Origin of the sequence: Streptomyces hilarionis (genome assembly GCF_024539675.1) — a bacterium.
GTDB lineage: Bacteria > Actinomycetota > Actinomycetes > Streptomycetales > Streptomycetaceae > Streptomyces > Streptomyces hilarionis.
Genome location: NZ_JAHHIT010000107.1, coordinates 1 through 14,505 on the forward strand (window position 1 = coordinate 1; position 14,505 = coordinate 14,505).

Consider the following 14,505-nt stretch of genomic DNA (forward strand, 5'->3'; position numbering starts at 1 on the left):
CGAACCCGGAAGCTAAGCCTTACAGCGCCGATGGTACTGCAGGGGGGACCCTGTGGGAGAGTAGGACACCGCCGAACTCCTTTTAGAGCTCTGGCTCTTGGGCACACAGCCCAAGAGCCAGAGCTTTTTTGCGTTGGGGTAGGGTCAGGGGGCATCGTCGGCTCATTTCCTACTGGAGGCCCCCGGGTGGAGGTCCAGGAGACCCGCGTTCAGACAGACCGGGTACTCACCATCCCGAACATCCTCAGCATGGCGCGTCTCGTCGGCGTGCCCCTGTTTCTGTGGCTGATCCTCCGGCCCGAGTTCGGAGGCCCGCAGAGCGACGGCTGGGCCCTCCTCGTACTCGCTTTCAGCGGGGTCAGCGACTATCTGGACGGCAAGCTCGCACGACGCTGGAACCAGATCAGCAGCCTCGGCCGGCTCCTCGACCCGGCAGCCGACCGGCTCTACATTCTCTCGACCCTGATCGGCCTCACCTGGCGCGAGATTCTCCCGCTGTGGTTGACGGCGGTACTTCTTGCGAGGGAACTGGTGCTGCTGGTGATGGTGGGCATCCTCAGGCGGCACGGCTATCCGCCGCCCCAGGTGAACTTCCTGGGGAAGGCCGCCACGTTCAACCTGATGTACGCCTTCCCGCTGCTCCTGCTCAGTGACGGAAGCGGGTGGCCGGCGTCACTGGCTGCTATTTTCGGATGGGCGTTCGCAGGATGGGGTACAACCCTGTACTGGTGGGCAGGAGTCCTGTACGTGGTACAGGTCCGCCGCCTGGTTCGTGCGGACGCTGTCGCCGACTGACCTCGCCGATTGGCAGCAGCAGTGGCTCGATGGCCTGCGGCGTGAATCTGCGGGACAATCTGGACGGGTGAAGTCGGCTAGACCGTCGTCTCTTTAGGAGGACGCTTCCGACATGAAGGCCGTCGTGATGGCCGGAGGCGAAGGCACGCGCCTTCGCCCTATGACCTCGAGCATGCCCAAGCCGCTCCTGCCGGTGGCCAACCGGCCGATCATGGAGCACGTTCTGAGGCTGCTCAAAAGGCATGGGCTCAATGAGACCGTCGTCACCGTTCAGTTCCTGGCTTCGCTGGTCAAGAACTACTTCGGTGACGGCGAGGAGCTCGGAATGGAGCTCAGCTATGCCAACGAGGAGAAGCCACTCGGTACCGCCGGAAGCGTCAAGAACGCAGAGGAGGCGCTGAAGGACGACGCCTTCCTCGTCATCTCCGGTGATGCCCTGACCGACTTCGACCTCACCGAGCTCATCAACTTCCACAAGGAAAAGGGAGCGCTCGTCACCGTCTGTCTGACGCGTGTGCCGAATCCGCTGGAATTCGGAATCACGATCGTCGACGAAGAGGGAAAGGTCGAGCGTTTCCTGGAGAAGCCGACCTGGGGTCAGGTCTTCTCCGACACCGTCAACACCGGTATCTACGTCATGGAGCCCGAGGTCTTCGACTATGTCGAGGCCGACGTGCCCGTCGACTGGTCCGGTGACGTCTTCCCGCAGCTCATGAAGGAGGGCAAGCCGGTCTACGGCTTCGTCGCCGAGGGCTACTGGGAGGACGTGGGCACGCACGAGAGCTACGTGAAGGCCCAGGCGGACGTCCTGGAGGGCAAGGTCGACGTCGAGATCGACGGCTTCGAGATCTCGCCGGGCGTGTGGGTCGCCGAAGGGGCCGAAGTGCACCCGGACGCCGACCTGCGCGGGCCGCTCTACATCGGTGACTACGCGAAGGTCGAGGCGGGAGCGGAAATCCGCGAACACTCGGTCATCGGGTCGAACGTCGTCGTGAAGAGCGGGGCCTTTCTGCACAAGGCCGTCGTGCACGACAACGTGTATGTCGGGCAGCACAGCAACCTGCGCGGCTGCGTCGTCGGCAAGAACACCGACATCATGCGCGCCGCCCGGATCGAGGACGGCGCCGTCATCGGCGACGAGTGCCTGATCGGTGAAGAATCGATCGTGCAGGGCAATGTGCGGGTCTACCCCTTCAAGACCATCGAAGCCGGTGCGTTCGTCAACACCTCGGTGATCTGGGAGTCCCGCGGGCAGGCCCACCTCTTCGGCGCACGCGGCGTGTCCGGCATCCTGAACGTCGAGATCACGCCGGAACTGGCCGTGCGTCTCGCCGGCGCGTACGCCACGACGCTGAAGAAGGGGTCCACGGTCACCACGGCCCGCGACCACTCCCGTGGCGCGCGTGCGCTCAAGCGGGCGGTGATCTCGGCGCTCCAGGCCAGCGCCATCGACGTACGGGACCTGGAGAACGTCCCGCTGCCCGTGGCGCGTCAGCAGACCGCGCGCGGGAGCGCCGGCGGGATCATGATCCGGACCTCGCCCGGCGTGCCGGACTCCGTCGACATCATGTTCTTCGACAGCCAGGGCGCCGACCTCTCCCAGGGCAGCCAGCGGAAGCTCGACCGGGTGTTCGCGAGGCAGGAGTACCGGCGGGCGTTCCCGGGCGAGATCGGGGACCTGCACTTCCCCGCCAGCGTCTTCGACTCCTACACGGGGTCGCTGCTGCGCAACGTGGACACGACCGGGATCGCGGAGTCCGGGCTGAAGGTCGTCGTGGACGCCTCCAACGGCAGCGCCGGCCTGGTGCTGCCGAGCCTGCTCGGCAAGCTGGGGGTGGACTCGCTCACGATCAACCCGGGTCTGAACGAGGCGCGGCCGACGGAGACCGGCGACCAGCGCCGGTCCGGTCTGGTGCGGCTCGGGGAGATCGTGGCCTCCTCGCGTGCCGCGTTCGGCGTGCGCTTCGACCCGGTGGGCGAGCGGCTGTCCCTCGTCGACGAGAAGGGGCGGATCATCGAGGACGACCGCGCCCTGCTCGTGCTGCTGGACCTGGTGGCCGCCGAGCGGCGCAGCGGGCGGGTCGCCCTTCCGGTGACGACGACGCGGATCGCAGAGCAGGTCGCGGCGTACCACGGGACGCAGGTCGAGTGGACGACGACCTCGCCCGACGACCTCACCCGAGTGGGACGCGACGACACCACCATCTTCGGCGGTGACGGCAAGGGCGGATTCATCGTCCCGGAGTTCAGCAGCGTCTTCGACGGCACGGCGGCCTTCGTGCGGCTGATCGGGCTCGTGGCCCGGACGCAGCTCACCCTCAGCCAGATCGACGCGCGCATCCCGCGCGCGCACGTGCTGAAGCGGGATCTGGCGACTCCGTGGGCCGTCAAGGGACTGGTGATGCGCCGGGTCGTCGAAGCGGCGGGAGAGCGCTTCGTGGACACCACGGACGGGGTGCGGGTGGTGGAGACCGACGGCCGCTGGGTGATGGTGCTGCCCGACCCGGCCGAGGCCGTCACCCATCTGTGGGCGGAGGGGCCGGACGACGCGTCCGCGCAGGCCCTGCTCGACGAGTGGGCGGCGGTGGTGGACAGCGCCGGCCGCTGAACCGCCTGCACACGCGTGTGCCGGACAGTCGTCCCCGAGGGGGCCTGTCCGGCACACGCGTGGGGCCGTTCGGAGGTAGGGGACGCGACGTGCGACGATGTGCGGCATGCCGCAGCCGCCCCCCGTTCGGAGCACACCCGCGCGCGTGTCGCGCCCGGACGCCTCCATGTCGCTGCTCACCAACGTCATGGATCACAGCCTTGACGACGGCTACGCCGAGGCGGCCGCCCGCAAGGGCGCCGGGGACGCCGGGGGGATGCCCCGCACGGCGCGGGCGAAGCTCGTTCTGGCCGCGGGTCTGGTGCTCGCGGCGCTGGTGGTCACGGTCGGCGCGGTGCAGGCGCGGGTGGCGGCTCCGGTCGTCGCCAAGGAGCGCGAGGAACTGATCGACCGCATCGACCGCGAGACCGACGCGGCCGACAGCCTGGAGAGCACCGTCGACGAGCTCCGCGACGACGTGAGCGCCCGGCAGCAGGAGGCGCTCAAGAAGAGCGGCGGAGGCGAGCGGGCGGACCTGGTGGGGATCCTGGCCGGCGCGGTCGAGGTGCACGGGCCGGGCGTGAAACTGGTGGTGGACGACGCCAAGGAGGCCAGCTCCGGCGGTGGCGGCGGTCCGCGAGAGACCGCGGGCTTCTCCGACACCGGCCGGGTGCGCGACCGCGACATGCAGCGGGTCGTCAACGGACTGTGGGCGTCGGGCGCCGAGGCCGTCTCGATCAACGGACAGCGGCTGACGTCGCTGTCGGCGATCAGGGCCGCGGGTGAGGCGATACTGGTCGACAACAAGCCGCTCGTGCCGCCGTACACGGTGCTGGCGGTGGGGGACGGGAAGAACCTGAGCACGAGGTTCCAGGACAGCGCGGACGGGCTGTACCTGAACGCTCTGCAGGAGAACTACGGCATCCGGACGGCCATCTCGGTGGTGGACGACGTCCGGCTGCCGGCCGCACCGAGTGTGATCGTACGTACAGCACAGCCGAGAACTGAGAAGGACGCATCGTGATCGCCGTACTGGGCCTCGTCGTGGGAGTCGTGGCCGGACTGTTGGTCCAGCCCGAGGTTCCGGCAGCCGTCGTGCCGTATCTGCCGATCGCCGTGGTGGCGGCGCTGGATGCCGTGTTCGGCGGTCTGCGGGCCATGCTGGACGGCATCTTCGACGACAAGGTGTTCGTCGTGTCCTTCCTGTCGAACGTGGTGGTGGCCGCGCTGATCGTCTTCCTGGGGGACGAGTTGGGCGTGGGGTCGCAGCTGTCCACCGGCGTGGTGGTCGTCCTCGGCATCCGGATCTTCTCCAATGCCGCGGCGATCCGCCGGCACGTGTTCAGGGCGTGACGGTCATGAGCGATCAGGACGGGAACGACGAGACGCCCGAGTACCGGCTGCGCAAGGAACTGCCCGAGGAGGTCCCCGCGGCGGCGCCCGAGGACGACGCGGCCGCGGAGCCGGCCGAGCCCACGCTGACCGGTCGGCAGCGGCTGGCGCAGGGGCTCTGGCCGCCGCGGATCACCCGGGCCCAACTCATCGTCGCCCTGCTGCTGTTCGGCCTCGGCTTCGGGCTGGCCGTCCAGGTGGCGTCGAACAGCGACAGCGGGAACGCCCTGCGCGGCGCGCGCCAGGAAGATCTTGTTCGCATCCTCGATGAACTCGGCGACCGAAGTCAGCGTCTTGAGGACGAGAAGCAGGGTCTCGAGAAGCAGCAGCAGGAGTTGGAGAACAGCTCCGACCAGGCGGAGGAGGCCCGCAAGCAGACCGTCGAGAAGGAGAGGCAACTCGGCATTCTGGCGGGGACGGTCGCCGCGCAGGGGCCGGGCATCACGATGACCATCGACGACACGAAGGGGACGGTCGAGGCGGACATGTTGCTCGACGCGATCCAGGAGCTGCGCGCGGCCGGGGCCGAGGCGATCCAGGTGAACGGCGTGCGGGTGGTCGCCGGGACCTTCCTGACGGAATCGGGCAAAGGCGTGAGCGTCGACGGGAACAAGATCAACACGCCCTTTCGTTTCAAGGTCATCGGTAATCCACAGGATCTCGAGCCGGCGCTGAACATCCCGGGAGGTGTGGTGCAGACTCTGGAGAAGGAGCAGGCCACCGTGACCGTCGAGCGGTCCGACAAGATCGTCGTGGACGCCTTGCGAGCAGCGAAGCGGCCTGACTACGCTCGGTCGTCGGGTCAGTGAACCGGGAGTGCTTGGGGGGCGTCCGGCAGGGGCATGAGGTTGCGGGGGGTCGACGCACCGATCGGGTGGTGCGTGGTGGAAACTGTCTGGTGGGCACGGACGTTGTGAAGGTGTCCGGTTCGACCGGTGTAATCAGTCAGGGTTCGTCCTGCCCCACGGGCGGGTCTGTTTCGGTCAAGGGGAATCGCCCGTGAAGTTGTTTGCGAAGTTGTTCGGCAAGAGCACGCGAGAGGGTGGCGAGAACGCGACCGCCCGTCATCGTGCGCAGCCTGACGCCGAAGGTCAGCGGCCGCTGTTCAGGGACCAGGTGGGTGGTCCGGGCGGCGACATTTCCGGTGGTCAGGGCGCGGCGTCTGTTGACCCTGCACAGTCCGGCGGAATAGGTTTCGGCCAACCGTCAGCCTCGAGTGCGGGTGGAGGGTTTTCCCCTATGTCGGCCCTGGTGTGTACGAGGTGCGGTAACCGCAACGCGGAGAACAGCCGCTTCTGCTCCAACTGCGGTGCGCCGCTGCGTCCCGGGCTGACGCCCGAGCGTCCGTCGGAGACGACCTCCACGATCTCCATCTCCGGTCTCGAGGCCTACGACGCGGAGGTCACCGGCCAGACGCAGTTGCCGGCGCTGTCTCCCGAGGCGCAGGCCGCGGTCGACGCGCTGCCGCTGGGTTCGGCGCTGCTGGTGGTGCGACGCGGTCCGAACTCGGGCAGCCGCTTCCTGCTGGACGGCGACCTGACCACGGCCGGCCGTCACCCGCAGAGCGACATCTTCCTGGACGACGTCACGGTCTCGCGTCGGCACGTGGAGTTCCGGCGCAACCCCGACGGCACGTTCCGGGTCGCTGATGTCGGCAGCCTGAACGGCACGTACGTCAACCGTGAGCGGATCGACGAGGTCGCTCTGTCGAACGGTGACGAGGTGCAGATCGGAAAGTACCGGCTGGTCTTCTACGCGAGCCAGCAGGGCTACTGACCCGCTCCCGGGCGCTGCCCGGGGGGATCCCCCAGGGAAGGTCCATGCTTCGAACACCGAGGGGCGGTGCCGGACACGGCACCGCCGCCGCGGACGGTGGTCCGATGAGCATCGGCGCGGTGCTGAACGCGCTGCGCGACGAGTTTCCCGAAGTGACCATCTCCAAGATCCGTTTCCTGGAGTCGGAAGGGCTCGTCGAGCCGCAGCGGACCCCTTCGGGGTACCGCAAGTTCAGCCCGCGGGACGTCGAACGTCTCGGTCACGTGCTGAGGATGCAGCGGGACCACTATCTGCCGCTCAAGGTCATCCGTGAGCATCTGGACGCCATGGAGCGCGGCGAGGCCGCTCCGTTGCCGACCGTGGGCCGGCAGCGCGACGGCGAGGCCGTCCCGGAGCCTTCGGACGGCCCCACCGTCGCCCGGCTCGGCCGCGCCGAGCTGCTGGCGGCCGCGGGGATCGGCGAGGGCGAACTCGAGGAGTGGGAGTCCTACGGGCTCGTCGTGCCGCTGGAAGGCGGGGTCTACGACGCCGAGGCCGCCACGGTGGCGGCGCTCGTCTCCGAGCTGGGCCGGTTCGGGATCGAACCGAGGCATCTGCGCGTGATGAAGGCCGCGGCGGACCGCGAGGCCGGACTCGTGGACCAGGTGGTGGCTCCGCTGAAGCGGCACCGCAATCCGCAGACGAGGGTCCTGGCGGAGGCCCGTACCAAGGAGATCGCGGGGCTCACGGTGCGGCTGCACACGGCATTGGTGCAGACCGCGCTCGGGGTGCGGCTGCCCTGAGCGGGCGGTCTCGTCCAGGGCGGATCGGTCACCCGTTCCCGGCCCGACTACCCAAACGTCCCGGGCACGGCCTAGGGTTGCTGTGTGAACGAGCTCGATGTCGTAGGTGTCCGAGTCGAGATGCCCTCCAACCAACCGATCGTGCTGCTGCGTGAAGTGGGAGGCGACCGCTACCTTCCCATCTGGATCGGACCGGGCGAGGCGACGGCGATCGCCTTCGCCCAGCAGGGCATGGCTCCCGCACGGCCGCTGACCCACGATCTGTTCAAGGACGTGCTGGAGGCCGTCGGCCAGGAGCTCACCGAGGTGCGCATCACGGATCTGCGTGAGGGCGTCTTCTACGCGGAGCTGGTGTTCGCCAGCGGGGTCGAGGTGAGCGCGCGTCCGTCCGACGCCATAGCGCTGGCGCTGCGCACCGGAACGCCGATCTACGGCAGTGACACGGTGCTCGACGACGCGGGGATCGCCATCCCGGACGAGCAGGAGGACGAGGTGGAGAAGTTCCGCGAGTTCCTCGACCAGATCTCTCCCGAGGACTTCGGCACCAGCAACCAGTAGGCGCGGCCTGCGCGAGAGACGGGCGTCCCGTACCGGGGCGCCCGCTCCGTTTCCGGCAAATGCCGGGGGCCACTGAGAGCGTCCTACGGCTGGTTCTCAGCGCATTCGGCTAGCCTTTCCCCGCGGTGGGACACGGGAAACCACTCCTAGGGTGATTATCACTCGGCGTGCCGAGTGTGGCGATCGTTGACGCACCCCTGGTGACTGCCTACCGTCGAGAAGGCAGTTCAAGGACGGAGGTCGGCGTGAGAAGCAGCGGCGACGGTACGGCTGGGGGTGCCCCCGGACTCGGTGTCGGGGGAAGCGGTCCGTACCCTCCCCCCGGCTCTCGGTTGCGCCCGGGCGGGGGATACCCGCACCAGGGCGGCGCGGCCGATCACGCCCCGCATCGACCGGCGGCCGTGCCGAGCAGCGGAGGGGCGACGTCCATGGCGTCCGAGCAGATCGGCTATCGCGGTCCGACGGCCTGCGCGGCCGCGGGCATCACCTACCGGCAACTGGACTACTGGGCCCGTACCGGGCTCGTCGAGCCGAGCGTGCGGCCCGCGCACGGGTCGGGCACCCAGCGGCTGTACAGCTTTCGGGACGTCGTCGTCCTGAAGATCGTCAAGCGTTTCCTCGACACCGGGGTGTCGTTGCAGAACATTCGCAGCGCCGTTCAGCATCTGCGCGAGCGCGGGTTCAGCGACCTGGAGCGCATGACGCTGATGAGCGATGGCGCCACGGTGTACGAGTGCAGCTCGCCGGACGAGGTCCACGCCCTGCTCCAGGGCGGGCAGGGGGTCTTCGGGATCGCCGTGGGCGTGGTGTGGCGGGACGTGGAGAGCGCGCTGTCGCAGCTGCACGGGGAGCGAGTGGACACCGGGGAGACGCTCGTCGGGCACAATCCGGCGGACGAGCTGGCGCGTCGGCGCAACCGGGCGGTCTGAGGCCTTCGGGGCGCGGGCGGCAGCGGTGGAACGCCGTTGTCAGTGGTGTGGTGCAGCATCGGACATGTGAGAAACGCGTCCACGATCCTGCATCTCGACATGGATGCCTTCTTCGCCCAGGCGGAGCAGGCGTCCAAGCCGAGTCTGCGCGGGAAGGCCGTGGTCGTGGGCGGTCTGGGGCCGCGGGGTGTGGTGGCGACCGCCTCCTACGAGGCGCGCGTCTTCGGGGTGCACTCCGCGATGCCCATGGCCCAGGCGCGCCGGCTGGCTCCCAACGCCGCCTATCTCGTGCCGCGCTTCGCGTTCTACCGCTCGATCAGCGAGCAGGTGATGGCGCTGCTGCGGGCGCTGTCCCCCCTGGTCGAGCCGCTGAGCCTGGACGAGGCGTTCGTGGATCTGGAGGCCGGAGAGGCGGCCTGGGACAGCGAGTCCGCGCGGCTGGCCGGCATCCGGCTGCGCGGCGACATACGGGCGGTGACCGGGCTGACCGGCTCGGTGGGGCTGGCCTCGTGCAAGATGCTCGCCAAGATCGCGTCGGAGCAGGCGAAGCCCGACGGCCTGGTCCTGATCGAGCCGGGCACCGAGCGGGCGATGCTCGGGCCCATGTCCGTGCGCACGCTGCCGGGAGTCGGCCCGGCCACGGGGGACCACCTGCGGCGCGCCGGGATCGCCACGGTCGACGAGATCGCCGAGGCCGGTGAGGACGAGCTCGTGAGGCTGCTGGGCAAGGCCCACGGGCACGCCCTGTACGCCATGGCGCTCGCGCGGGACGACCGCCCGGTGGTGGCCGAACGCGAGACCAAGTCCGTGTCGGTCGAGGACACCTACGACGTGGACATCCATGACCGGACGCGGGTCGAGCTGGAGGTGCACAGGCTCGCGGACCGGTGTGTGCGCAGGCTGCGGGAGGCCCGTCTGTCCGGGCGGACCATCGTGCTGAAGGTGCGGCGCTACGACTTCTCCACGCTCACCCGGTCCGAGACGCTGCGCGGTCCCACCGACGATCCCGCGGTGATCCGTGAGGCGGCCTCCCGGCTGCTGGACGCGGTGGACACGACCGGCGGCGTGCGGCTCCTGGGGGTCGGCGTCAGCGGGCTGGCGGACTTCACTCAGGAGGACCTGTTCGCCCAGGCGGCGGAGGAGCGGGCCGACGCGCCGGTGGAGGAGCCGACGGGCGGGTCCGCCGTCGCGGCGCAGGCGGTGGCCGAGCACCAGTGGCGGCCCGGGCACGACGTCCGCCATGCCGAGCTGGGGCACGGATGGGTGCAGGGCAGTGGCCTCGGCCGGGTGACGGTGCGTTTCGAGACGCCCGAGTCCGAGCCGGGGCGGGTGCGGACGTTCCGGACCGACGACCCGGGTCTGGAGCCGGCTGATCCGCTGCCGCTGGTGCGGCGAAGACCCGAGGCGGGCGACGGACCGGCGGCCGCCGGAGTGCCGGGCCCGGACCTCGGACTCACGGGGTGGGGAGCCGGGAACTCTCCGTGAAGCCCATCGGTTACACAGAGTGAGATCGAGCGGGTGGTGTCGACCGTGGAGGGGGAGCCGGGATGAACGTCGAGGGGGAGCGCTTCGCGGAGGGCGCCGGGGTGTCGCCGCAGCGGGCGGCCGAGATGCGCTCGGTGGCGGAGAGGGTGACCCGGTGGGCCGCCGGCCGCGGCGACGTGGCCGGGTTGCTGCTCGTCGGATCCTGCGCGCGGGGAGCCCCGCGGTCCGACTCGGACGTCGATCTCCTGTTGCTGTCGAGGGCACCCGACGCCTACGCCGCCGAGGACGGCTGGCTGCGGGAGCTGTCCCTGGGCGAGGTGGTGCGGGTCCGTGCCTGGGGGCCGGTGACCGAATGGCGGCAGGTCACCGCCTCCGGTCTGGAGGTCGAGCTGTGCGTCGGGTCCACCTCCTGGGCGCGGACCGACCCGGTCGACGGCGGCACGCGCAGAGTGGTCACGGACGGCGCCCGGCCGCTGTACGACCCGGCCGGGATGCTGGCGACGCTGATACGGGCCTGCGGCTGAGGGCTCAGCCGTCGTCCGTGCCGGCCAGGCGGCCGAAGTCGTGGTCGGCCAGCGGGGGAGGAGCGCCCAGGTCCAGGCCGTAGTGGTGGTACAGCTGGAGTTCCTGCTCCGGGGAGAGGTGGCGGCCCACGCCGAAGTCCGGGGCGTCCTTGATCAGCGCCCGGTCGTAGGGGATCCGCAGGGCGCCCTCGACCAGCTCGCTGGGCTCCAGGGGGACGAAGGCGTCGCGGGAGAAGAGGCCCGTGCGTATGGCCGCCCACTCCGGTACGCCGGTCGCGTCGTCGAGGTAGACCTCGTCGACGGTGCCGATCTTGGTTCCGTTGCGGTCGAACGCCTTGCGGCCGATCAGGTTGCGCGGATCGATGTCGGTCTGCACGGGCCCTCCCACTTGGTCGCAACTCATCCGTTAGCACTACAAAAGAGCACAATGGGATCGGCGGCCACTCGAGAGGGCGATGTTGACCTCGCTGGTAGTCTGACAATGGCTGCTGACCCCGTGCGGGAGAGTCCTCCGAGCGACATCGGAGGCGCCGAAGGAGCAAATCCTCCCCGGAATCTCTCAGGCTCACGTACCGCACGGACGAGGTCACTCTGGAAAGCAGGGCGGGTGCCGACGGCGTCGACGGTCTCCGCTCTCACCGACGGTGAAAGTCGGGCGTCCTTCGGGCGGCCGGTGAAGCTCTCAGGTTGAGATGACAGAGGGGGAGGCCGTCCGGGTACCCGCGCCGTGGTGACCCACGAAGGTCGTGTCAGACCAGGAGGCCTCCGTAATGACCGCCCATCGCATTCCACTCTCCGAGCTCGAGCAGGGCATCCCCTTCGAGCAGCGCCATGTAGGACCCGATCACGAGGCGCAGGCCAAGATGCTCGCGCACGTGGGCTACGGCTCGCTCGACGAGCTCACGGCCGCCGCGGTCCCGGACGTGATCAAGAACGCCGACGCGCTGGACCTGCCCGGCGCGCGCACCGAGGCCGAGGTGCTGGCCGAGCTGCGCTCCCTGGCCGACCGCAACCAGGTCCTCGCCCCGATGATCGGGCTCGGCTACTACGGCACGTTCACCCCTCCGGTCGTCCTGCGCAACGTGATGGAGAACCCGGCCTGGTACACGGCCTACACGCCGTACCAGCCGGAGATCTCGCAGGGCCGGCTGGAGGCGCTGCTGAACTTCCAGACCATGGTGGCCGACCTGACGGGTCTGCCGACGTCCGGTGCGTCGCTGCTGGACGAGGGCACGGCCGCCGCCGAGGCGATGGCGCTCTCGCGGCGGATGGGGAAGAACAAGAAGGGTCTCTTCCTGATCGACGCGGACGCGCTGCCGCAGACCATCGCCGTGATCGAGACCCGCGCCGAGCCGACCGGCGTGGAGGTCGTCGTCGCCGACCTCAGCGACGGCATCCCGGCGGAGATCGCCGAGCGGGAGATCAACGGCGTGCTCGTGCAGTACCCCGGGGCCTCGGGCGCCGTGCGCGACCTCAAGGCGCTCGTCGACCAGGCGCACGGGCTCGGCGCGCTGGTCACGGTCGCCGCGGACCTGCTCGCGCTGACGCTGCTGAAGTCGCCGGGCGAGCTGGGGGCCGACATCGCCGTCGGCACGACCCAGCGCTTCGGCGTGCCCATGGGCTTCGGCGGACCGCACGCCGGCTACATGGCCGTCCACGAGAAGTTCGCGCGCAGTCTGCCCGGGCGGCTCGTGGGCGTGTCCGTCGACGCGGACGGGCACAAGGCCTACCGGCTCGCGCTACAGACGCGCGAGCAGCACATCCGGCGCGAGAAGGCCACCAGCAACATCTGCACGGCGCAGGTGCTGCTGGCGGTGATGGCCGGGATGTACGCCGTCTACCACGGGCCCGACGGGCTGCGGACGATCGCCCGGCGCACGCACCGGTACGCCGCCGTCCTGGCCGCCGGTCTGCGGGCCGGCGGGGCCGAGGTCGTGCACGGCTCCTACTTCGACACGCTGACCGTGCGGGTGCCGGGGAAGGCCGCGCAGACCGTCGCCGCGGCGCGCGAGCACGGGGTGAACCTGCACCTCGTCGACGCCGACCACGTGTCGGTGTCCTGTGACGAGACCACCGGGCGGGCCCAGCTGGCCGCGGTGTGGGCCGCGTTCGGCGTGGAGGGCGACGTCGAGGCGCTCGACGCGGCCACCGGGGACGCGCTGCCCGCCGGCCTGCTGCGGTCCGACGCGATCCTGACGCATCCCGTGTTCCACCAGTATCGCTCCGAGACCGCGATGCTGCGCTACCTGCGCCGTCTCGCCGACCGGGACTACGCGCTCGACCGGGGCATGATCCCGCTGGGCTCGTGCACCATGAAGCTCAACGCGACCACCGAGATGGAGCCGGTCACCTGGCCCGAGTTCGGGCAGATGCACCCCTTCGCGCCGGCCGAGCAGGCTCAGGGCTACCTGACGCTGATCCGTGAGCTGGAGGAGCGGCTCGCCGAGGTCACCGGGTACGACAAGGTGTCGTTGCAGCCGAACGCCGGGTCGCAGGGCGAGCTCGCCGGTCTGCTCGCCGTGCGCGGCTACCACCGGGGCAACGGCGACGAGCAGCGGACCGTGTGCCTGATCCCGTCCTCCGCGCACGGGACCAACGCGGCCAGCGCGGTGATGGCGGGCATGAAGGTCGTCGTCGTGAAGACCGCCGAGGACGGCGAGATCGACGTCGAGGACCTGCGCGCGAAGATCGAGAAGCACCGGGACGAGCTGGCGGTGCTGATGATCACCTACCCGTCGACGCACGGGGTGTTCGAGGAGCACGTCGCCGACATCTGCGCCCAGGTGCACGAGGCCGGCGGCCAGGTATACGTCGACGGCGCGAACCTCAACGCACTGGTCGGCCTGGCCAAGCCGGGTCACTTCGGCGGTGACGTCTCCCACCTGAACCTGCACAAGACGTTCTGCATCCCGCACGGCGGCGGCGGTCCGGGCGTCGGCCCGGTCGCCGTACGGTCGCACCTCGCGCCTTATCTGCCCAACCACCCGTTGCAGCCCGCCGCGGGCCCGGAGACCGGCGTGGGGCCGATCTCGGCGGCTCCGTGGGGTTCCGCGGGGATCCTGCCGATCTCCTGGGCCTACGTGCGCCTCATGGGCGGCGAGGGCCTCAAGCGGGCCACCCAGGTGGCGGTGCTCAGCGCGAACTACGTGGCCAAGCGGCTGGAGCCGCACTACCCCGTGCTCTACAACGGGCCGGGCGGGCTGGTCGCGCACGAGTGCATCATCGACCTGCGCCCGCTCACGAAGGCGACCGGCGTGAGCGTCGACGACGTCGCCAAGCGGCTGATCGACTACGGGTTCCACGCGCCGACCATGTCGTTCCCGGTGGCGGGGACGCTGATGATCGAGCCGACCGAGTCCGAGGACCTCGTCGAGCTGGACCGGTTCTGCGACGCGATGATCGCGATCCGCGCGGAGATCGAGAAGGTCGGCTCCGGCGCGTGGCCGGCCGAGGACAACCCGCTCCACCACGCCCCGCACACCGCGGCGGCCCTGGGCGGGGAGTGGGAGCACGCGTACACGCGTGAGGAGGCCGTCTTCCCGGCCGGGGTGTCGGCCGCCGACAAGTACTGGCCGCCGGTGCGCCGGATCGACCAGGCCTTCGGCGACCGGAACCTGGTCTGCTCGTGCCCGCCGCTGGACGCGTACGAGGACTGAGCGAGCGTGACGACCGCAGGG

13 protein-coding genes, 1 rRNA gene and 1 riboswitch are annotated in these 14,505 nt (G+C 69.9%); of the genes, 13 read left to right on the forward strand and 1 reads right to left on the reverse strand.

What is annotated here, in order from left to right; all coding sequences use genetic code 11:
* From rrf to KMS84_RS25000, 12 genes are all read left to right on the forward strand, one after another.
* Positions 1-77: ribosomal RNA gene (gene rrf / locus KMS84_RS24945) — 5S ribosomal RNA — on the forward strand; the annotation flags it as partial.
* A 109-nt stretch (positions 78-186) separates the two neighbouring features.
* Complete coding sequence (gene clsA / locus KMS84_RS24950; RefSeq protein WP_256918694.1) at positions 187-795, forward strand: cardiolipin synthase ClsA; 609 nt, start codon at positions 187-189, stop codon at positions 793-795.
* A 112-nt stretch (positions 796-907) separates the two neighbouring features.
* Positions 908-3,403 (forward strand): mannose-1-phosphate guanyltransferase, encoded by a 2,496-nt coding sequence (locus tag KMS84_RS24955; RefSeq protein ID WP_256918695.1) that lies wholly within the window; start codon positions 908-910, stop codon positions 3,401-3,403.
* A gap of 166 nt (positions 3,404-3,569) precedes the next feature.
* Positions 3,570-4,406, forward strand: a complete 837-nt coding sequence (locus KMS84_RS24960) for a DUF881 domain-containing protein (protein ID WP_256918714.1) — start codon at positions 3,570-3,572, stop codon at positions 4,404-4,406.
* Positions 4,403-4,735, forward strand: coding sequence for a small basic family protein (locus KMS84_RS24965; protein WP_020133151.1), 333 nt, complete (start codon positions 4,403-4,405; stop codon positions 4,733-4,735). The genes KMS84_RS24960 and KMS84_RS24965 overlap by 4 nt, the downstream gene beginning before the upstream one ends.
* A gap of 5 nt (positions 4,736-4,740) precedes the next feature.
* Positions 4,741-5,583 carry a DUF881 domain-containing protein gene (locus tag KMS84_RS24970; RefSeq protein ID WP_256918696.1) on the forward strand — a complete coding sequence of 281 codons (843 nt, stop codon included), beginning with the start codon at positions 4,741-4,743 and terminating at the stop codon, positions 5,581-5,583.
* 82 nt (positions 5,584-5,665) lie between these two features.
* Positions 5,666-6,550: a zinc-ribbon and FHA domain-containing protein gene (locus tag KMS84_RS24975; protein ID WP_256918715.1), complete on the forward strand. Its 885-nt coding sequence runs from the start codon at positions 5,666-5,668 to the stop codon at positions 6,548-6,550.
* Between the two features lie 44 nt (positions 6,551-6,594).
* Entirely contained in the window at positions 6,595-7,332 is a 738-nt protein-coding gene (gene ftsR / locus KMS84_RS24980; protein ID WP_256918697.1) for a transcriptional regulator FtsR, read from the forward strand.
* An 84-nt stretch (positions 7,333-7,416) separates the two neighbouring features.
* Positions 7,417-7,890, forward strand: a complete 474-nt coding sequence (locus KMS84_RS24985) for a bifunctional nuclease family protein (protein WP_004934251.1) — start codon at positions 7,417-7,419, stop codon at positions 7,888-7,890.
* A 245-nt stretch (positions 7,891-8,135) separates the two neighbouring features.
* Positions 8,136-8,819 carry a MerR family transcriptional regulator gene (locus KMS84_RS24990; RefSeq protein ID WP_256918698.1) on the forward strand — a complete coding sequence of 228 codons (684 nt, stop codon included), beginning with the start codon at positions 8,136-8,138 and terminating at the stop codon, positions 8,817-8,819.
* Between the two features lie 66 nt (positions 8,820-8,885).
* Positions 8,886-10,304 (forward strand): DNA polymerase IV, encoded by a 1,419-nt coding sequence (locus tag KMS84_RS24995; RefSeq protein WP_256918699.1) that lies wholly within the window; start codon positions 8,886-8,888, stop codon positions 10,302-10,304.
* A gap of 62 nt (positions 10,305-10,366) precedes the next feature.
* Positions 10,367-10,828: a nucleotidyltransferase domain-containing protein gene (locus KMS84_RS25000; RefSeq protein WP_256918700.1), complete on the forward strand. Its 462-nt coding sequence runs from the start codon at positions 10,367-10,369 to the stop codon at positions 10,826-10,828.
* A 4-nt stretch (positions 10,829-10,832) separates the two neighbouring features.
* Here the strand turns inward: KMS84_RS25000 and KMS84_RS25005 are convergent, their stop codons facing one another.
* Positions 10,833-11,204, reverse strand: a complete 372-nt coding sequence (locus KMS84_RS25005; protein WP_256918701.1) for a PRC-barrel domain-containing protein — start codon at positions 11,202-11,204, stop codon at positions 10,833-10,835.
* Between the two features lie 113 nt (positions 11,205-11,317).
* Positions 11,318-11,413, forward strand: a riboswitch (glycine riboswitch).
* A gap of 185 nt (positions 11,414-11,598) precedes the next feature.
* Between KMS84_RS25005 and gcvP the strand changes: the two genes are divergently transcribed.
* A complete protein-coding gene (gene gcvP, locus KMS84_RS25010) occupies positions 11,599-14,484 on the forward strand; it encodes an aminomethyl-transferring glycine dehydrogenase (protein ID WP_256918702.1) in 2,886 nt (961 codons plus the stop codon).
* Positions 14,485-14,505 lie beyond the last annotated feature (21 nt).

What these genes read in the sequence shown, in the direction of transcription:
- KMS84_RS24955 (WP_256918695.1), top strand. Translation starts at nt 908, where the DNA reads ATGAAGGCCGTCGTGATGGCCGGAGGCGAAGGCACGCGCCTTCGCCCT.
- KMS84_RS24960 (WP_256918714.1), top strand. Translation starts at nt 3,570, where the DNA reads ATGTCGCTGCTCACCAACGTCATGGATCACAGCCTTGACGACGGCTAC.
- KMS84_RS24970 (WP_256918696.1), top strand. Translation starts at nt 4,741, where the DNA reads ATGAGCGATCAGGACGGGAACGACGAGACGCCCGAGTACCGGCTGCGC.
- ftsR (WP_256918697.1), top strand. Translation starts at nt 6,595, where the DNA reads ATGCTTCGAACACCGAGGGGCGGTGCCGGACACGGCACCGCCGCCGCG.
- KMS84_RS25000 (WP_256918700.1), top strand. Translation starts at nt 10,367, where the DNA reads ATGAACGTCGAGGGGGAGCGCTTCGCGGAGGGCGCCGGGGTGTCGCCG.
- gcvP (WP_256918702.1), top strand. Translation starts at nt 11,599, where the DNA reads ATGACCGCCCATCGCATTCCACTCTCCGAGCTCGAGCAGGGCATCCCC.